16 protein-coding genes are annotated in these 18,145 nt (G+C 70.6%); 6 read left to right on the top strand and 10 right to left on the bottom strand.

Features of this window, described 5'->3' with window-relative positions:
• Positions 1–149: 149 nt before the first annotated feature.
• On the bottom strand, positions 150–833 hold the full coding sequence (locus tag H5J31_RS04280) for an RNA ligase family protein (protein WP_181771112.1): 684 nt from the start codon (positions 831–833) through the stop codon (positions 150–152).
• A 297-nt stretch (positions 834–1,130) separates the two neighbouring features.
• On the opposite strand from H5J31_RS04280, the gene H5J31_RS04285 reads away from it, so the two are divergent.
• Together H5J31_RS04285 and H5J31_RS04290 are read left to right on the top strand one after the other, a co-directional pair.
• Complete coding sequence (locus H5J31_RS04285; RefSeq protein WP_181771113.1) at positions 1,131–1,985, top strand: M23 family metallopeptidase; 855 nt, start codon at positions 1,131–1,133, stop codon at positions 1,983–1,985.
• A 150-nt stretch (positions 1,986–2,135) separates the two neighbouring features.
• Entirely contained in the window at positions 2,136–3,200 is a 1,065-nt protein-coding gene (locus H5J31_RS04290; RefSeq protein WP_181771114.1) for a DUF4192 domain-containing protein, read from the top strand.
• Here H5J31_RS04290 and galE read toward each other — a convergent pair.
• The 3 genes from galE to H5J31_RS04305 form a co-directional block, all read right to left on the bottom strand.
• Entirely contained in the window at positions 3,169–4,128 is a 960-nt protein-coding gene (galE, locus tag H5J31_RS04295) for a UDP-glucose 4-epimerase GalE (protein WP_207897426.1), read from the bottom strand. The two genes, H5J31_RS04290 and galE, sit on opposite strands and share 32 nt — an antisense overlap.
• A 168-nt stretch (positions 4,129–4,296) precedes the next feature.
• Entirely contained in the window at positions 4,297–5,478 is a 1,182-nt protein-coding gene (gene galK, locus H5J31_RS04300) for a galactokinase (RefSeq protein ID WP_181771116.1), read from the bottom strand.
• The gene (locus H5J31_RS04305; protein WP_207897405.1) at positions 5,475–6,194 is read right to left on the bottom strand and encodes a metal-dependent transcriptional regulator; all 720 of its coding nucleotides are present in this window, start codon (positions 6,192–6,194) and stop codon (positions 5,475–5,477) included. The genes galK and H5J31_RS04305 overlap by 4 nt, the downstream gene beginning before the upstream one ends.
• A gap of 108 nt (positions 6,195–6,302) precedes the next feature.
• Here H5J31_RS04305 and H5J31_RS04310 point away from each other — a divergent pair, with 108 nt between their 5' ends.
• Genes H5J31_RS04310 through H5J31_RS04320 form a run of 3 tightly spaced genes read left to right on the top strand, consistent with a single transcriptional unit; the run spans position 6,303 to position 11,078 of the window.
• A complete protein-coding gene (locus H5J31_RS04310; RefSeq protein ID WP_181771118.1) occupies positions 6,303–7,151 on the top strand; it encodes a sulfurtransferase in 849 nt (282 codons plus the stop codon).
• 56 nt (positions 7,152–7,207) lie between these two features.
• Positions 7,208–8,380 carry an acetoin utilization protein AcuC gene (locus H5J31_RS04315; protein ID WP_181771119.1) on the top strand — a complete coding sequence of 391 codons (1,173 nt, stop codon included), beginning with the start codon at positions 7,208–7,210 and terminating at the stop codon, positions 8,378–8,380.
• Position 8,381: 1 nt separating this feature from the next.
• A complete protein-coding gene (locus tag H5J31_RS04320; protein WP_181771120.1) occupies positions 8,382–11,078 on the top strand; it encodes a bifunctional acetate--CoA ligase family protein/GNAT family N-acetyltransferase in 2,697 nt (898 codons plus the stop codon).
• Here the strand turns inward: H5J31_RS04320 and H5J31_RS04325 are convergent.
• On the bottom strand, positions 11,071–11,988 hold the full coding sequence (locus H5J31_RS04325) for a hypothetical protein (RefSeq protein ID WP_181771121.1): 918 nt from the start codon (positions 11,986–11,988) through the stop codon (positions 11,071–11,073). The two genes, H5J31_RS04320 and H5J31_RS04325, sit on opposite strands and share 8 nt — an antisense overlap.
• 28 nt (positions 11,989–12,016) lie before the next feature.
• Positions 12,017–12,442, bottom strand: a complete 426-nt coding sequence (locus tag H5J31_RS04330; protein WP_181771122.1) for an SgcJ/EcaC family oxidoreductase — start codon at positions 12,440–12,442, stop codon at positions 12,017–12,019.
• A gap of 66 nt (positions 12,443–12,508) precedes the next feature.
• Between H5J31_RS04330 and H5J31_RS04335 the strand changes: the two genes are divergently transcribed.
• Entirely contained in the window at positions 12,509–13,114 is a 606-nt protein-coding gene (locus H5J31_RS04335; RefSeq protein ID WP_181771123.1) for a TetR/AcrR family transcriptional regulator, read from the top strand.
• Here H5J31_RS04335 and H5J31_RS04340 read toward each other — a convergent pair.
• From H5J31_RS04340 to H5J31_RS04355, 4 genes are all read right to left on the bottom strand, one after another.
• A complete protein-coding gene (locus H5J31_RS04340; protein WP_181771124.1) occupies positions 13,066–14,178 on the bottom strand; it encodes an alpha/beta hydrolase family protein in 1,113 nt (370 codons plus the stop codon). The genes H5J31_RS04335 and H5J31_RS04340 overlap by 49 nt on opposite strands.
• A 164-nt stretch (positions 14,179–14,342) precedes the next feature.
• Entirely contained in the window at positions 14,343–15,848 is a 1,506-nt protein-coding gene (locus H5J31_RS04345; RefSeq protein WP_181771125.1) for a long-chain-fatty-acid--CoA ligase, read from the bottom strand.
• A complete protein-coding gene (locus tag H5J31_RS04350) occupies positions 15,845–16,918 on the bottom strand; it encodes an acyl-CoA dehydrogenase family protein (protein WP_181771126.1) in 1,074 nt (357 codons plus the stop codon). Before H5J31_RS04350 ends, H5J31_RS04345 begins: the two co-directional genes overlap by 4 nt.
• A 9-nt stretch (positions 16,919–16,927) precedes the next feature.
• Complete coding sequence (locus tag H5J31_RS04355) at positions 16,928–18,109, bottom strand: acyl-CoA dehydrogenase family protein (RefSeq protein ID WP_181771127.1); 1,182 nt, start codon at positions 18,107–18,109, stop codon at positions 16,928–16,930.
• Positions 18,110–18,145 lie beyond the last annotated feature (36 nt).

Here is an 18,145-nt window from a genome sequence, read left to right on the forward strand (position 1 = left end):
GGCGGTGAGGCGTGGGTTGGGTGGGTCGTGAGTGGCGATTCGGGTTCTAACCCGAATCGCCACTCACGACGTACTCGTGGCTCTGACCTGAGTCGCTACTCACGGCCAACCCGGCCGACCATCCACCGCCGCCTGCCCCGCCTGAGTCGTCAAGCCGCGCTGGGGAAGTCCTTGCGCTTGATCTTCGCGCGCCGTCCGTCCGGATGGTGGAAGACGACGCCTTCGGCGAGGTGCCCGGGCGAGAACCGGCTGTCCAGTGTGGCGAGGAAATCCCGGAGTTCGTGGTAGTCGCGCGGCACCTCGGCCAGGGTCGGCGCCTGGAGGTCGAAGGGGACGCACCGGTGGTCCTCCAGCCCCAGGGGGTTGCCTTGAATGCGGGGGCCGAGTGCCTCGCAGGGGTGCTCCCCGTCCGACCATCCGGACACGTCGGTGTTCTCCGCGGCGGCGAGGATCCACTTGTCGTCGGCGGATCCGCCGACGGTGTCCACGTACCAGCCGTCCACAATGCCCTGCTGCTTCTGCGTCTTGCTCGGGTTGCGTCGTTTCTCGACCCGGACCAGCCGGCCCGAGCGCACGGTCAGCCGGACGTTGGTGCCGTCGAGCTTCTCGGTGCCCACCCCGGCGCCGTCGAAGACCCACGCGCATTCGGCACGGGGCCGGTCGATGACGTGGAAGTGCTCGTCGCGTTCGAAGAGCGTGGGGATCTTCTCCATGACGTGTTTCCCTTTCGCGACTTGCCCGATGAGTTCCTCGGCTGTGATGGCGCCGGCGGCCAGTCCGCCGGCCAGCGCCCGTATCAGCTCCGCGACCGGGACGTCGGCTTCGACCGCCACGTGCTTCAGTGCCTTTTTCTCTTCCGGAGAGATCCAGGCGACCAGTCGTGACCATCCCTCGGGAGGGGTCCATCGAGCGAGGGTCGCAGGGTCCTTACGCGGCCTGCCCCGTCCTCGTGCTTGCTCCACGGCAGGAACCGTAGCCAGTCGCGAACAACTGTGTCAATTGGCATAACAGAAAATCGGCGTCGGCGTTTCGGCCGGAAAACGCCGACCCGACCTCGGGCTTGTATGGAAAATGTATTTCCTCCGGCTTGGCTTCGACGCGTCCGGCTTCCCCACCTGATGGAGGTCTCCATGTCCAGGTTGCGCCGTTTCGCAGTGCTCGCCGCGGCCACCGTCATTCCCGCGCTAGGCCTGACGATGGCCGGAACGACCCAGGCTTCGGCCGCCCCGAACTTCCAGGTCCCGTTCAAATGCGGCGTGACGGTGACGGCCGCGACGTTCAGCGGGCACAGCCCGGCGAACTCGGTCGACTTCCAGAAGTCGGGGATCACCGGGATGCCGGTGCTGGCCTCGGCCGGCGGCACCATCACCCGGGTCGCCAACGAAGGCAGCACCAGCTACGGACGCTGGGTCGAGATCGACCACGGTGGCGGCTGGCGAACCCGCTACGCCCACCTTTCGACGCAGTCCGTCTCGGTCGGCCAGGCCGTCAGCCTGGGCAAGCAGATCGGCACGGCCGGGGCGACCGGCGGGGTGTCCGGTCCGCACCTGCACTTCGAAGAGCGGCTCAACGGTGTGGTGCAGAAGGCGAAGCTGAACGGCGTCGCGGTGCCGTACTACGCCCACACCAGCTTCACGAGCAAGAACTCCTGTGGTGGCAACCCGTACGAGGCCACCGAGGTGTGCGGCAGCGGGTTCTCGGTGGTCGACTCGCAGGGGCTCGCCGGCGGTTCGGGCACGGCGTACCTGCTCTACAACGCCTCGACCAAGGCCAACTGCGTCACCACGCTGAAGGCGGTTTCGCTCGGCACCGCGTCGCCGGTGTCGGCGTTCCTCGAAGTCCAGGGTTCGGCCCGTACGACCGACTCGGGCAGCTTCACGTACTACGCCGGCCCGGTGAAGAAGACCGCCGCCTCGACCTGTGTCAAGTGGGGCGGTTCGGTCGGCTCGAACACCTACGAGAGCCCGTTCGAACACTGCGACTGACCCCGAGGGGCCGCGCACTGTAGACCACCCCACCGACAGGATCCGGCCTCCGCGGCCGGGGCCCGGCGAGGTTGTCCACAACGGTCCCGGCTGTCCACAGATGTGTCCCGCCCCCACCCAGCGGCCCCATTCCCGCCGCAGGGTGGGGGCATGACCACATCCACCCCGACCGGCAGGCCCAAGGTCAATCTGACGGATCCGGCGGACCTGCTCACCGCGATCCCGTACCTCCTCGGCTTCCATCCCGAGGACTCCCTCGTCGTGCTCGGCCAGCGCGGGCCGGACCGCAGACAGCAGGGCATCGTCCTGCGCGTGGACCTTCCACCGCCCGGCCTGGAGCTCGATCAGGCACGCGACCTCGCGGGGCGGCTGGCCCTGACCGGGCATACCGGCGCCACCGTCGCGGTCGTCGGCGGCGGCTCCCCGAACCCGGCGGGGCGGCCACCGCGCCGTCGCTTCATCCGCCGTCTGGAGGCCTCGCTGGCCGAATTCGGCATCCCGCTGCTGCACTCGCTGTGGGCGCCGCGTATCGCCGCGGACGTACGGTGGGGCTGCTACCGCGAAAAGACGTGCCGCGGCGTCCTGCCCGATCCTCGCGACTCGGTGGTCGCCGCGATCGTCACCGGCGAAGGCCACATCACCCGCAAAAGCCGGGAAGAGGTCGAGCGCCTCTTCGATCCCGGCCCACCGGAGACCCTCGCCCGGCGCGCCGGTCTCCTCACCGAAATGTCCGAGCCGCCGTGGGCGGACGCGGACGTCGTCGGGGCGGGGATCGCCGAGGTGAACGCCGCCCTCGCCCGTGCCGCGTCCGGCGACCTGGCGGTCACCGACGCCCAGGCCGTCCGGCTGGCCTGGGCCATCTCACTGGTCGAGGTCCGGGGTGCGTGCATGCTGACCGCCGCCCCCGCGGACTCGCCGCTCGCGCGGACCGCGGAAGACCTCTGGCTCATCCTGGCCAGGGAGCTTCCCGAGCCGGAGCGCGCCGAGGCACTGGCCCTGAAGGCGCACGCCTCGTACATCCGCGGGGATCTGGCGATCACCGGGATGGCCTTGGAGAGGGCACGCGAAGCCGATCCCGAACACGGGCTGACGGACCTGCTGGCCAAGGCCCTGAACGCGATGATCCCGCCGTCCAAGGTGTCCGAGGTGGTCGTGCGGCAACGGGCCGAGGGAACGCCCGAGATCAGCCTCGAGCGGCCTGGCGGGACCGCGTGAACTCCCACGCGTCGGACACGATGCCGTCGAGGTCGGTGCGCTCGGGCTTCCAGCCGAGTTCGTCGCCCGCGCGCTCGCTGGAGGCCACCAGCACCGACGGGTCGCCCGCGCGTCGCGGCGCGACCGCGGCGGGGATCTCGTGACCGGTGGTGCGGCGGCACGCCTCGATCACTTCGAGGACCGAGAAACCGGTGCCGCTGCCCAGGTTGTAGATGCGGTGTTCGCCGTCGACGGCGTGGCGCAGCGCCAGCAGATGCGCGTCGGCGAGGTCGACCACGTGGATGTAGTCGCGGATGGCGGTGCCGTCCGAAGTCGGGTAGTCGTCACCGAAGATCTGGATCCGCTCGCGGTCCCCGGTGGCGACCTGGAGGACGAGGGGGATCAAATGGGTTTCGGTGGTGTGCCGCTCGCCGAAGACGCCGTAGGCGCCGGCGACGTTGAAGTAGCGCAGGCTGACGGCGGCGATGCCGTGGGCACGCGAGAACGACGTGATCGCGTGGTCGATGGCCAGCTTCGTCGCGCCGTAGGTGTTCGTCGGCTGCGTCGGGGCGGTCTCCGGGATGGGGGAGGACTCGGGCTCGCCGTAGGTGGCCGCGGTGGAGGAGAACACCAGCCGCTTCGTGCCGTGGTCGCGCATCGCTTCCAGCAGACGCAGCGACGTCAGGACGTTGCCTTCCCAGTACTTCGCCGGATCCGTCATCGACTCGCCGACCAGGGACTTGGCGGCGAAGTGGAGGACACCGTCGAAACCGTCGCCGAGCAGGCGGCGCGCGACTTCGGCGGCGTCACCCTCGACGAAGGTGGCGTCCGGGTGCACCGCGTCGGCGTGCCCGGTGGAGAGGTCGTCGACCACGGTCACGTCGTGCCCGGCCTCGACGAGCCGGGCGGCGCAGACACTGCCCACATAACCGGCTCCGCCCGTCACCATCAGCTTCAGGGTCTTGGTCGGTTCGTCGGTCACGTTCGCGCCTTTCTGCTGCGGATGCGGTCGCGGCCCAGTCTCCTCGCCCCGGACACCGACGCGCGCCCGGGGGTCGGAGTGCAGGGCTTGTTTCCCAAGCCGGGTTCGCGATCGAACAGACTTGTGAAACGCGCCTTAGAGCTCGTCGCGGCCCGCGCCGCGCGAAGGCACAGCGGTGAACAGCCTGGGGTGGCGCAGATCCGCCGCCTCGTACGCGGCCTTCACCGCCCGCCCGACGGTGTCCACATCGGACTCACGGACCAGCGCGATCGCCGAACCGCCGAAGCCGCCACCGGTCATCCGCGCGCCGAGCGCGCCGGCCTCGCGGGCCGAAGCGACGGCGAGGTCGAGTTCCTTGGTGGAGATCCGGTAGTCGTCGCGCATGCTGACGTGCGAGGCGTCGAGCTGCGGGCCGATCTCGGTGATCCGTCCGGCGCGCAGGAGTTCCACGGTGTCGAGCACCCGCTGGTTCTCCGTCACCACATGCCGCACCAGCGGCACCAGTTCGCCGGGCAGCTTGGCCAGGGCGGCGTCGAGCCCGTCGACGTCGATGTCCCGCAGCGCCTTCACTTCGAGCAGTTCGGCGGCGCGTTCGCAGCCCCGGCGGCGTTCGCCGTAGCCGCCCTCGGCGTGCGAGTGCTTCGTGCGGGTGTCGATGATCAGGATCCGGACGCCCGATTCCTCCAGGGGGAACGGCACCTGCTCCAGTTCGCCCGAGCGGACGTCGAGGAACAGGACGTTCGATTCCGTGCAGCACAGGGACGCGGTCTGGTCGAGCAGCCCGGTCGGCGCGCCGACGAAGTCGTTCTCCGATCGCTGCACCCAGCGCGCGACCTCGTGCAGGGTCGGCGAGCCGCCGCCGGTGCCCGGGGTGATGCCCGCGAGCCCCAGCAGCGCGAGCGCGACGGCGCATTCGAGCGCGTGAGAGGAGGACAGGCCCGCCCCCGAGGGCACGTCCCCCGCGATCACCAGGTCCGCGCCCTTGTCGAGACCCTGGTCTCGCAGTACCCAGGCGACTCCCGCCGGGTACGCGGCCCACCCCTCGACGGCGCCGGGCTTCAAATCGGCGATGGTGAGCGGGCCCGATTCCTGGACCCGGCCGTCCGAACCGAGGGTGGCCACGGTCAGCACGCCGTCCTCGCGCGGCGTCGCCGCGGCGGCGAGCCGGTGCGGCAGCGCGAACGGCAGCACGAACCCGTCGTTGTAGTCGGTGTGCTCGCCGATCAGGTTCACCCGGCCGGGAGCGGACCAGACCCCGGCCGGAGCCCGGCCGTGGAGCTCCCGGAAGGTCGCCTCAGCGTCCGACGCGGCGCTCACCGCGCCTGCGCCAGCACGGCGTGCAGCGCCGAAACGGGTACCTGGGCCGTGTTGTTGCCGCCGGTGACCTCGATGGTCCCGCCGGGTGCCGCCTTGCCGACCTTGACCCGGCTGCCGGGCACGATGCCGACCGATTTGAGCTCGGTCATCAGCGTCTCGTCCAGCTGAACGTGTTCGGCGATACGCCGGATCTCGACCTCGCCGCCGCCCGTGCGGGCGAACTCGTCGAGGCGCACCAGATCGGACTCGGCCGGGGGCGCGGGATCGCCGTCGCCGAGCTTGTCCAGCCCGGGGATCGGGTTGCCGTAGGGCGAGGTGGTGGGGTGGTCGAGGAGCTTGACGAGCTTGCGCTCGACGGCCTCGCTCATCACGTGTTCCCAGCGGCACGCCTCGTTGTGGACGTGCTCCCATTCCAGGCCGATCACGTCGACCAGGAGGCGCTCGGCCAGCCGGTGCTTGCGCATCACGGCGATCGCGAGTTCGCGACCGTGGTCGGTCAGCTGCAGGTGCCTGTCGTCCGCGACGACGACCAGTCCGTCGCGCTCCATCCTGGCGACGGTCTGGCTCACGGTCGGCCCGCTCTGCTGCAGCCGTTCCGCGATCCGGGCCCGCAGCGGGACGACACCCTCTTCTTCGAGCTCGTAGATCGTACGCAAGTACATCTCTGTGGTGTCGATGAGATCGTTCACGCTGTCCCCTTCGTCCGCGTTGCTCATCGTAGTCGCTGGCACCGACAGCGACGCAGGCGTGGGGATAACAAGCCCTCTGCCCGGAAAAGTCCCCCAAGCTGGGCGGCGAGCAGGAAGGCACGGGAAGATGGGCCCATGCGCCCCATGATCACCACCAGCGAGCTCGCCGCGCGGCTCTCCGGCCCGGAATCGGCACGCTCCGTAGTCCTCGACGTCCGTTGGCGGCTCGCCGGACCGCCCGGTGCCGATTCCTATCGTGAGGCACATCTCCCCGGCGCGGTGTACGTCGACCTCGACACCGCGCTCGCCGCCGAGCCGGGTGACGGCGGCCGTCACCCGCTGCCGGAGCCGGAAACGCTGCAGCGGCATCTGCGGGCGGCGGGGGTCCGCGCCGGTCACCCGGTCGTGGTCTACGACGACTCCGACGGGTCGGTCGCGGCGCGCGCCTGGTGGCTCCTGCGCTGGGCCGGGCACGCCGAGGTCGCCGTACTCGACGGCGGATTCGCCGCCTGGGCCGACGAGGAACGCCCGCTCACGGACGAGGTCCCCTCGCCCGAGGAGGGCGACATCGTCGTGAAACCCGGCGGAATGCCGGTGCTGGAGGCGGCCGAGGCCGCCGCGCTCGCCAGGGAGGGACTGCTCTTCGACGCCAGGGCCAAGCCGAGGTACGCGGGGGAGAACGAGCCGATCGATCCGCGCGCCGGGCACATCCCGGGCGCGGTCAACGCGCCCTACTCGGGGCATCTCGCCGAGGACGGCCGCTGGCGCGACGCCTCCGAACTGGCCGAGCGGTTCGAAGGATTCGGCGTGACGCCGGAGACCGCGGTCGGTGTCTACTGTGGATCGGGCGTCACCGCTTCCTCCGTCGTCCTCGCGCTGGAGGTCGCCGGCCATCCCGAGCCCGCCGCGCTGTACGCGGGTTCGTGGTCGCACTGGTCTCGCGATCCGGAGCGTCCGGTGGCCACCGGCGACCTGCCCGGCTGACCCGCGGGCGGTCCGGGACGGGGCACGAGCCGCTTCCGGGCACTAGAGTTCGGACCATGCGAGCACCGGCCGTCGTATGGGACTCCTCGCTGCTGGGTTACGACCTCGGCGGCGAGCATCCGTTCAACCCGGTGCGGCTCGAACTGACCATCCGGCTCGCCACCGAACTCGGCGTGCTCGACGGGGTCGAACTGCTCGTCCCCGGTCCCGCCGGGGACGACGAACTCCGCCGTGTCCACATCGGCGAGTACATCGAGGCGGTCCGGCAGGCGCCGATGACCGGCGCGGATTTCGCGCACGGGCTCGGCACCGAGGACAACCCGGTGTTCACCGGCATGCACGAGGCTTCGGCGCTGGTCGTCGGCTCGACGCTGCTGGCCGCGCGCAAGATCGCCGACGGCGAGGCGACCCGTGCGGTGAACATCGCCGGCGGGCTGCACCACGCGATGCCGGACAGGGCGTCGGGGTTCTGTGTCTACAACGACTGCTCGGTCGCGATCTCGTGGCTGCTGGACCACGGTTTCGACCGCATCGCCTACGTCGACACCGACGTGCACCACGGCGACGGGGTGCAGGCCGCGTTCTACGACGATCCCCGCGTGCTGACCGTTTCCCTGCACCAGCACCCGTTCACGCTGTGGCCCGGCACCGGTTATTCGGCGGAGACCGGCAAGGGCGGCGCCGAGGGCACCGCGATCAACCTCCCGTTGCCGCCCGGTACCCGCGACGGCGGCTGGCTGCGTGCTTTCGACGCCGTCGTGCCGTCGATGCTGGAGCAGTTCCGGCCGCAGATCCTCGTCACGCAGTGCGGGGTCGACTCGCACGAGGAAGACCCGCTGGCCGACCTTTCGCTCTCGGTCGACGGCCATCGCGCGATCTACCGGCGGCTGCGTGAGCTGTCCGAGGCGTATGCGGACGGCCGCTGGCTGGCCGTGGGCGGCGGGGGCTATCAGCTGATCCGCGTGGTGCCGCGCTCGTGGACGCATCTGCTCGCCACGGTGCTCGACCGCGACGTCGACCCGTCGACGGCGCTGCCGCCGAACTGGGTCGCGTCGATCTCCAGGGCGGCGCCGAACGCCGAGATCCCGCCCCGGATGTCCGACGACCGCGACACCGCGTTCGTCCCGTGGGGAGACGGGGCGGACGAGCCGGTCGACATCGCCATCCGCGACACCCGTCGCGCGATCTTCCCGCTGCACGGTCTCGATCCGGACGATCCGAGGGACTGACATGACCACCGAGAACACCGGGCTCAGGGATCCGTTCGACTACCCGCGCGAGTGGGAGGCCGACGTCCTGCTCTCCGACGGTGGCACGGTCCACCTGCGGCCGGTGATCCCCAGCGACGCCGACGGTCTCGTCGCCTTCCACGGGCGGCTGTCCGAGCGCACCCGGTACTTCCGGTACTTCGGCGCGTATCCGCGGATCCCGCAGCGGGACCTCGAACGGTTCTCCGTCGTCGATCACCACGACAGGGTCGCCTTCGTCGCGTTGCTGGGCGACGACATCGTGGCGGTCGGCCGCTACGAACGGCTCGACCACGGGCCGTCGGCCGAGGTCGCGTTCGTCGTCGACGACGCCCATCAGGGCCGTGGGCTGGGGTCGATCCTGCTGGAGCATCTCGCCGCCGCGGCTTCGGAATCCGGGTTGCGCCGCTTCGTCGCCGAAGTGCTCGCCGAGAACGCGGGGATGGTCCGGGTGTTCCGCGACGCGGGCTACCAGGTCAGCCGCGAGATCGAAGAAGGCGTGCTGCATCTGGAGTTCGACATCGACCCGACCGAGGAGTCCCTCGCGGTCGCCCGGGCCCGCGAGCAGGCCGCCGAGGCGCGCAGCGTGCACAACCTGCTACATCCCCGGTCGGTCGCGGTGATCGGCGCCTCCACCGATCCGACGAAGATCGGCTACGTCGTTCTCACCAACCTGCTGAGCGCCGACTTCGCGGGGACCGTCTACCCGGTCAACCCGGAGCACAAGTCCGTCCGCGGTGTCCGCGCCTATCCGTCCGTCGTGGACATTCCCGACGTCGTCGATCTCGCGCTGGTCGCCGTGCCCGCGGAAGCCGTCGAGTCCGTTTTGGACGGTGCGCTGGCCAAGGGGGTCAAAACCCTCCTGATCGTCTCGGGCGGGTTCGCCGAAGCCGGTCCGCACGGCCTGCACGCCGAGCTGCGGCTGGTGGGGGAGGCCAGGGCGCACGGAATGCGCGTGGTCGGCCCGAACGCGCTGGGTGTGCTCAACACCGACGCCTCCGTTCGGCTCAACGCCACCCTCGCGCCACGCCTGCCCGCCCGTGGCCGCACCGGGTTCTTCTGCCAGTCCGGCGCGCTCGGCACCGCGATCCTCGCCGACGCCGAAGCGCGCGGCCTCGGGCTTTCGACGTTCGTCTCGGCGGGTAACCGCGCCGACGTCTCGGGCAACGATCTGTTGCAGTACTGGGAAACCGATCCGGCGACCGACCTCGTGCTGCTGTACCTGGAATCGTTCGGCAACCCGCGCAAGTTCGCGCGGCTGGCCCGGCGGCTGGCGCGGACGAAACCGGTGGTGGCGGTGAAATCCGGCAGGCACGCGGTGCGCCCGCAGCTGGCCGCGACGTCGGCCGAGGTCGACGAGTCCAGCGTGCAGGCCCTGTTCGAGCAGGCGGGCGTCGTCCGCGTCGACACGCTCGCGCAACTCTTCGACACAGCGTTGGTCTTCGCCCATCAGCCGCTGCCCGCCGGCCCGCGGATCGCCATCGTGGGCAACTCCAGCGCCATCGGTCTGCTGGCCGCCGACACCGCGCGCGCCCAGGGCCTGCGGCTGGCCTCCGATCCGGTCGACGTCGGACCGCAGGCGGGTCCGGAGGAGTTCGCCACCGCCGTGCGGGAGGCGCTCAATTCGCCGGAAACCGACGCCCTGGTCGTGGTGTTCGTACCGCCGCTCGCGATCCCCGGCACCGCCTACGCCCGCGCTTTGCGGGAAGCGGTCGTCGAGATGGACAAGGACAAGCCGATCGTGTCGACCTTCCTCGCCGTCGAGGGGGTGCCGGACGAACTGGCCGTGCTGTCCGAGGACGGCGTGCCGACGCGGGGTTCGGTCCCTTCGTATCCGAGCCCCGAACGCGCGGTGAACGCGCTCGCGCGGGTCGTGCGCTACGCCGCCTGGCGGCAGCGGCCGCAGGGCAACCTGGTGCGGCCCGCGGGAGTGCACACCGAGCAGGCACAGTCGATCGTCACCGAACTGCTGTCCGCGGAGGACGGCAAGACGACGCTGCTGTCGGACGACGACGTGGTCCGGCTCTTGGCCTGCTACGGCGTCGACGTCGTCCCGTTCCGTGTCGTGACCTCCGCGGACGAGGCGGTGAAGACGGCCGAGGACCTGGGTTTCCCGGTCACCCTCAAGGCCGTCGACGAGCGGCTTCGCGGCAGGCCGGACCTCGCCGGGGTGCGACTCGACCTGTCCTCTGTGGACAGTGTGCGGCGCGCGTACGCCGATCTGCGGGAGATCTCCGGCGACGACGAGGTCTACGTCCAGCGGATGGCGCCCAAGGGCATCTCGTGCGTGATCGGACTCCAGGACGACCCGTCCTTCGGCACGCTCGTTTCGTTCGGGCTCTCCGGGCTGGTCAGCACGCTGCTGGGGGACCGGGCCTACCGCGCCGTCCCGCTCACCGACGTCGACGCGGCGACCCTGCTGCGGGAACCGCGGACGTCGCCGCTGCTGACCGGCTACCGCGGCGACGAACCGGCGGATCTGGCCGCGCTGCAGGACATCGTGCTGCGCGTCGCGGCGCTCGCCGAGGACAACCCCGAGGTCCGCTCGATGACCCTGGACCCGATCCTCGCCTCACCGGACGGCGCGTTCGTCGCCAACGCCCGGATGGTGCTCGGCCCGCCGCCGACCCGCCCCGACACCGGGCCGCGGCGGCTGCGGCCGATCAACGCCGCTATTTGAGCCCTGGGAGTACGACGCTGAGCACGCCCGTCAGCAGCGGCGCGAGGATCCCGAACGCCGCCGTGACGGTCTTGCCCACGGTGTTGTCCGTGCCCATCAGGTGCGTCAACCTGGCGCGTCCGGCCTGCCAGTCCTCGGTGGGGCGGGCGTCGGCGGGCAGCGGATAGATTTCGTCGACCACCCGCAGGCAGCGCGCCTTCCAGGCCAGGAACACCGGCACGTAGAGCAGCAGTGAGATCGCGGTGAACAGTGCGCCGTAGAGCAGCACTCCTTCCGGCGGAAAGGCTTCCTTCGGGGTGCCGGTGGCGAGGAACGCGCGGCGCTGGGCACCGGCGTCGATGACCGCCGTCGACACGATGAGCGCCAGCACCATGAGGCAGCTTCCGTTGGCGCGTTTGCATTCGAGGAGTTCGCCCAGCACGTCGACCGCGCGTTCCCGTTCGGTGGTCTCGCCGTCGAGCACGCGGGAGATCCGGCGCAGCCGGGTGTGGTTGAGCCAGAGTCCCAGGACGGCCGGTGCCGCCGCGACCAGGCCGAGGGCGAGCAGGGTCCGCGACACCCCGATGGCCGTGGTGGGTTTGAGATCGCCGATCGGTGAACCGATCTTCCATTGGAACGCGAAGAGGATCGCGGCGAAGACGACGTACGCCAGCGCCGGTTTCCAGACGGCGACCCCGGCCAGCCGGAGCCAGGCCGTCAGGGGGACCGAGTGCGCGAACAGGAAGGCGAAGAGCACCGCGGACGCCGCAATCAAGAGCGACCACACCACGAACTCGCCGGAATCCGCCAGCGCCCGGTTGCCTCGTGAGGCGAGCACAGTACGGGTCAGCAGGCCGAGACCGGCGAAGGCGCCGAGCGCGAGCACGCTGACGACGAGTGGCCAGAGCCAGTGGTTCCTCAAGCGCGTCACGACGTCAGTCTGCCGCGAACGGCACGGTTCAGGAATCCCACTCCTGGGGCGAGCGGGCGGCGAGGTCCGCGTCGTGGCCGGCGAACGCCGCGATATCGGTCCTGATCGTGTTGTGGAAGGCGACGATCTCACCGTCGCGGATGAGCTTCGTCTGTACCGCTCGTGCTTCCCCGGCGAGGGGGCCGGCCGGGATGGTCAGCACGGTCGCGGTATGCACGAGGTCGATCCCGCCGCCGAGCGGACGGCTCGACACCTGGCGGATCTCCAGTGTGCTTCCCCGATAGATGGTGTCGAAGATGTTCTGGCTCTCGCGGGCGATCGTCGCGCGGCCGCGCTGGATGCGGCCGACGACGTCGACGAATTCCGCGTCCTCGGCGAACCGGGCGGCCCACGCCTCGCCGTCGCCGGTGTTCCAGGCGCGCTCCAGCGCGGTGATGATCTCTTCCGTGGTCATCGCTATCCTCTCCATGGAACATCGATCAAGTAGCTAGAACAACGTTCTAAGTTTCGAGGAGCATACATGCCAGCGGACCTCCCCGGCATCGTCCGGTTGCGCGACCGGCGCGAGGCGCTGACGTTGCGCACGATCCTGACCGCGGCCCGCGGGCTCTTCGCCGAACGCGGGTACGCGCGGACGCCGATCCGCCTCATCGCGCAGGAAGCGGGCGTGTCGACGCAGACGGTCTACGCCCATTTCGGTTCGAAGGCCGGGGTCCTCGGCGGGCTCGTCGACCTCCTCGACGACGAGGCCGGGATCCACGACCTCGTCGCCGAGGCGCGGCGGACCGACGATCCGGTCGCGCTGCTCGGCCTGCTGGCCACGGTCGCCCGCCAGGTCCGGGAACGCTGCGGTGACATCGTCACGATGCTGGGCTCCGGTGCGGCCGTCGATCCGGACATCGCCGCGACGCAGGTCGAGGGCGCGCGGCGCAACCGTCTCGGGATCGAGATGGTGATCGACCGCGTCCGGAAGGGCGGCCGCGAGGTGGTACCCCGGGCGGCCGACATCGCCGTCGCCCTGATGGGCGCGGGCGTCCACGCCGACCTCGTCACCGAGGCCGGCTGGAGCCACGACGACTACGAAACCTGGCTCAAGGACACCTTGGTCACGTCGCTGCTTCGGTGACGCAAGGTCTTGTCGAAGAACGCCGAGAGGTGGGCGCGCTGGGTGGCGACGCTCCGCGCCGGGTCGACGGTGCCGATGAACGCGGCCGGAGCGTTGCCCAACTGCGGCAACAGGGTCTGGTAGTCGGTGTAGCTGAAGTGTTCACCGTCCGGTAGACGGGTTTCCCGGGTCCAGCCGCGCTGGTTCTTCTGGAACTCCTGCCACGACGTGTCCGACGCGGCACTGTGGTCGCCCGCGCTCATCAGCAGGAACGGCCGGTCCAGCCCTTCGTTCACGACGCGCCCGAAGAGCCGCTGCGACTGCGAGTAGGCCATGCTGCCGTCAAGGTTCGCCCCGGCGTCGACGCGCCGGTCGGACACCATCGTCTCGCCCGCCGTGAACCCACCGGCGGAATGGCCGAACATGCCGACCCGGGACAGGTCGACGCCTTTCCCGGCCAGCGAGTCGAGGACGAACCGCGTGTCCTGGACACGCGTCTCCATGAGCCGCTTCGACACCTCGATGCTCGAAGGCGGCAAGGCCTTCTTCGCGACGCGGCCGCCGGGGAACTCGACAGCCTCGGCCTCGTGCGTGTGGTCGATGGCGACCACGACGTAACCCTCGCTCGCGAGCTGTTCCATCTGCGTGGTGCCGTGCGACCGCGACAAGGTGCCGCCAGGCGAATAGAGCACGACGGGCCGTTTGCCGCCGATCGGGGGCGCACCGACGCGGGCGTTGGTGGGGAACCGGTAATCGAGCCGATCCGCGTCGATGCCCAGCTTGACGGCGTCACCTTCGGCCACCGCTTTCGCGACACCTGGCGCCATGTACGGCGCCTTCGGCTTCACGCTCGGCAGCGCCGGATACCGCACGGTGAGCATCAGTTCCCGCGTGACACCCGGAACCCAGGGATCCCGGCGGGAGTGATCGATCAGGTGGAGGTCGGTGCTGCCGACCAGGTACGGGCCGGTGGGCGCGGGCAGGCCGAGGCGGACGGGGGCCGCCGACGCGGACGGCGTGACGAGGGCGGCGGGCAAGGCGAGAGCGGTGGCGAATACGCCGGCCCGGCGCAGAGTTCGTTTCATGGCAACGAACGTAGGGACCGAGCGGGTGCCGGGACATCGGGAAGATCACCCGTCCCGACCCTGGGATCACCTGCGGGTGACGCCCTCACCCTCGCCCGCGTTTAGTCCTCTGGATGCGGTAGTTGCACGCGCAAGTACCGCATTCAGAGGACTAAACGCGGGGATCAGGGGTATCGCAGTTCCCAGGCATCCCCGACACCCTCGGCGGCCAGCTCCCGTTTGAGTACCTTGTGTGTCGCGGTCCGTGGCAGCTCCTCGACCACCCGCACGAACCGGGGGCGTTGCTTCGGGCCGAGATCACCTTGTGCCGCAACGAAAGCGGCGATCTCGGCCGCGTCGACCGGCGTCCGGCAGACCAGTGCGGCCATCACCTGGTCGCCCACGCGCGGGTCCGGGACGCCGTACACGGCCGCCTCGCTGACGGCGGGATGCCGGACGAGCGCGCGTTCGATCGGGGCGGTGCCGAGGTTCTCGCCGTCGACGCGCAGCCAGTCGCCGAGCCGCCCGGCGAAGTGGCAGTAGCCGTCCGCGTCGAGGTAGGCCAGGTCGCCGGTGTGGTACATCCCGTCGCGCATCCGCTCGGCCTCGGCCTCGGGATCGCCGTAGTAGCCCGCGAAGAAGCCCGCGCCGCCGGTGTTGACCAGTTCGCCGACCGCCTCGGCGGCGTTGAGCAGCTTCCCGCCGGAGTCGAATTCCGCCGGGGGACAAGGCTTCCCGGTTTCCGGGTCGAGCACCGCGACGCCGTCGAGCAGACGCCCGAGCGAGCCTGGGGGAGTGGTGGCGTCCCGGCCGAAGTTCACACCGCCTTCGGTCGAGCCGAACGCGTCGACGACGTGACAACCGAACCGCCTGCCGAAGCGGGCGAGGTCGGCCTCCGCGCCTTCGTTGCCGTAGACCAGTTTCAGTGGGTTGTCGGCGTCGTCGTCCCGCTCGGGTGTGGCGAGCACATAGGACAGTGGCTTGCCGACGTAGTTCGCGTAGGTCGCGCCGAACTTCCTGACGTCCGGAAGGAAACCGGAGGCCGAGAACCGCCGCCGCACCGCGATGCCGGCGCCCGCGGCGAGCCCGACCGACCAGCCCGCCATGATGGCGTTGGAGTGGAACATCGGCATCGACACGTACACGGTGTCCTCGGTGGACAAACCGAACCGGGCGGCCAGCATCTCACCGGGGAAGGCGACCTTGGCGTGCGTGCAGCGGACGGCCTTCGGATCACCGCTGGTGCCGGAGGTGAAGATCAGCATCAGCAGGTCTTCGGGCTTCGCCGTCACCGGCACCACGGCCTGCCGCAACGGTTCGAGGTCGTCCAGCCGCAGCACCGGGACGCCGACCTCGGCGAGAAGCGGCAGGTGGTGGTCCTCGGCGAACACGATCTCGCAGTCGGCCAGCGCGACGTCGCGGGCCAGCGCCGCGCCCCGGCGCGTCGGGTTCAGACCGACCAGGACATGCCCCGAGAGCGCGGCTCCGCCGAGCAGGAACGAGAACTCGGGCACGTTGTCCGCCAGCAGCCCGAAATGCCCGCCGGGACGCAGGATCCCGGCGAGCGCGGCGGCGTACCCGGTGCAGGCTTGGACGTGGTCCGCCCAGGACCAGCGCCGGTCCTCGAACAACAGCCCGGTCGACGGGTCCTCCGCCCGCGCGAGCAGGAGTTCCGTGACCGTGGCGGTCATGCCGGATCCGCGGCCAGCAGGTCGCCGAGTCCGCGCAGTTGCGCGGTCGCGCCGCCCAGGGTGAACTCGAGCCGTTTCGCCGCCACGAAATAACGGTGCAGCGTGTGGTCGACGTCGATCCCGACGCCGCCGTGGACATGGACCGCGGTGTGCGCGACCCGGTGCCCGGCCTCGGCCGCCCAGAACTTCGCCGTCGCGACCTCCTCCGCCGCCGGAAGTCCCTCGCTCAGCCGCCAGGCGGCCTGCCACAACGTCAACCGCACGGCCTCGACGTCGACATACGCGTCGGCGAGCCGTTGCCGCACCGCCTGGAAGCTCCCGATGAGATGGTCGAACTGCTTCCGTTCACGCGCGTACGCCGCGGTCAGTTCCAGTGCGCGCTCGACGACGCCGAGCTGCTGGGCGCACACACCGATCGTGCCGCGCAGCCGCAGCCATTCGCCGATGTCGCCCAGGGAAACCGCGGATTTCGCACCGGTCAGTTCGACGAGCGCCGCGTCGGCGTGGTCGACCGTTCGCTGCGGCGAGACGGTCACGGCGTCCCGGTCGAGCAGGAACACCTGGTGTCCGCCGTCGATGGCCGCTTCGACGAGGAACCCGTGGGCGAACGCGCCCGAGGCCACCGCGGTCTGCGCGCCGGTCAGCCGCCAGCCGTCGCCGTCGGCTTCGGCGGTGAACCCGCAGGGCACGCCGAAGTCCGGCAGCGCCACCGCGAGCACCTGCTCGCCGCGGAAGACCGGGACGATCCAGCGCTCGGCCAGCCGTCCGTCGCCGAACTCGGCGACCGCCGCCGCGCCTTGGACGACCGACGTCAGATAGGGAACGGGGGCGACCGCGCGGCCGATCTCGGCCAGCACGGAGCACTGCTCCAGCAACCCGAAACCACCGCCACCGACGGTCTGCGGCAGCGCGGCGTCGACGACCCCGGCCTGCGCCAGCGCCTTCCACAGCGGGGCGTCGTAGCCGCCGGAACCGTGCGGCCCCAGGACGTCCGGGGTGACCTTGTCCGTCAGGATCCGCCGCGTCAGCGACGCGAGGTCCGTCTGCGCTTCGGTGAGCGTGAAGTCCATCAATGCCTCCTAGCGCGTGACGGGCAGGCCGAGGGCGGTCGCGGCGATCATGTCCCGCTGGATCTCGTTGGTGCCGCCGCCGAAGGTGAGGATCAGCGAAGACCGGTGCAGCCGTTCGATCCGGCCGCGCAGCAGCGCGCCGGGGGAGCCTTCGCGGACCACGGCGCCCGCACCGAGGATCTCCATCATCAGCCGGTACGCCTCGGTGGCGAACTCGGTACCGAACACCTTGGTCGCCGAAGCCTCCGCCGGGCCCAGTTCGCTGCTCGCGGCCGCCCAGGCGATCCGCCAGTTCCGCAGCTTCAGGTACTCGGCGTGGGTGTGGATCCGTGCCAGGTGCAGCCGTACCCACGGCTGATCGATGACCCGGGAGCCGTCGGGCAGCTTGGTCGTCTGCGCCCAGGTCCGCACATCCCGCAGCGACGTCTGGATCGGCGCGGCGGAGGTCAGCGCGACACGCTCGTGGTTGAGCTGGTTGGTGATGAGCGGCCAGCCCTCGTTCTCCCCGGCGACCCGGGAGGTCACCGGCACCCGGACGTCGTCGTAGTAGGTCGCGCTCGTCCCCGGGCCGGCGACCGTGCGCACCTTGGTCCAGGAGAACCCGGGTGCCGACGTCGGCACGATGATCATGCTGAGGCCCTTGTGCTTGCGGGCCTCGGGGTCGGTGCGGGCGGCCAGCCAGATGTAGTCGGCGTACTCGATCAGGCTCGTCCACATCTTCTGGCCGTTGATCACGTAGTCGTCGCCGTCGCGGACCGCGCGGGTGCGCAGCGACGCCAGGTCGGTCCCCGCGCCCGGCTCGGAGTAGCCGATCGCGAAGTGCAGTTCGCCGGCGGCGATCTTCGGTAAGTAGAACGCCTTCTGTTCTTCGGTGCCGTAGCGCATGATCGTCGGGCCGACGGTGTTCACCGTGAGGAACGGGACGGGCACCCCGGCCGCGGCCGCCTCGTCGGTGAAGATGAGCTGGTCGAGCATCGGCCGGTCCTGTCCGCCGTACTCGCGCGGCCAGCCGAGCGCGAGCCAGCCCGAGCTGCCGAGGTCGCGGACGATTTCCTTGTACACCAGGCCGTCGCCGTACTCGCCGCCGTCTCCGGCGAGGGCCTCGCGGCGTTCGGGGGTCATCAGCCCGGCGAAGTACTCCCGCAGTTCCCCGGCCAGTGCGCGCTGCTCCGGCGTGTAGTCGATCCGCATCCGTCACCTCTGCCGTCGGTGCTCGTTACTGGTGCC

This window comes from Amycolatopsis pittospori, assembly GCF_013870525.1.
GTDB classification, from domain to species: domain Bacteria; phylum Actinomycetota; class Actinomycetes; order Mycobacteriales; family Pseudonocardiaceae; genus Amycolatopsis; species Amycolatopsis pittospori.

Excerpts from the sequence above, each read along its gene's own strand:
- H5J31_RS04285 (WP_181771113.1), top strand. The coding sequence starts at position 1,131 with ATGTCCAGGTTGCGCCGTTTCGCAGTGCTCGCCGCGGCCACCGTCATT.
- H5J31_RS04290 (WP_181771114.1), top strand. The coding sequence starts at position 2,136 with ATGACCACATCCACCCCGACCGGCAGGCCCAAGGTCAATCTGACGGAT.
- galE (WP_207897426.1), bottom strand. The coding sequence starts at position 4,128 with ATGGTGACGGGCGGAGCCGGTTATGTGGGCAGTGTCTGCGCCGCCCGG.
- H5J31_RS04305 (WP_207897405.1), bottom strand. The coding sequence starts at position 6,194 with ATGAGCAACGCGGACGAAGGGGACAGCGTGAACGATCTCATCGACACC.
- H5J31_RS04310 (WP_181771118.1), top strand. The coding sequence starts at position 6,303 with ATGCGCCCCATGATCACCACCAGCGAGCTCGCCGCGCGGCTCTCCGGC.
- H5J31_RS04315 (WP_181771119.1), top strand. The coding sequence starts at position 7,208 with ATGCGAGCACCGGCCGTCGTATGGGACTCCTCGCTGCTGGGTTACGAC.
- H5J31_RS04320 (WP_181771120.1), top strand. The coding sequence starts at position 8,382 with ATGACCACCGAGAACACCGGGCTCAGGGATCCGTTCGACTACCCGCGC.
- H5J31_RS04330 (WP_181771122.1), bottom strand. The coding sequence starts at position 12,442 with ATGACCACGGAAGAGATCATCACCGCGCTGGAGCGCGCCTGGAACACC.
- H5J31_RS04335 (WP_181771123.1), top strand. The coding sequence starts at position 12,509 with ATGCCAGCGGACCTCCCCGGCATCGTCCGGTTGCGCGACCGGCGCGAG.
- H5J31_RS04340 (WP_181771124.1), bottom strand. The coding sequence starts at position 14,178 with ATGAAACGAACTCTGCGCCGGGCCGGCGTATTCGCCACCGCTCTCGCC.
- H5J31_RS04345 (WP_181771125.1), bottom strand. The coding sequence starts at position 15,848 with ATGACCGCCACGGTCACGGAACTCCTGCTCGCGCGGGCGGAGGACCCG.
- H5J31_RS04350 (WP_181771126.1), bottom strand. The coding sequence starts at position 16,918 with ATGGACTTCACGCTCACCGAAGCGCAGACGGACCTCGCGTCGCTGACG.
- H5J31_RS04355 (WP_181771127.1), bottom strand. The coding sequence starts at position 18,109 with ATGCGGATCGACTACACGCCGGAGCAGCGCGCACTGGCCGGGGAACTG.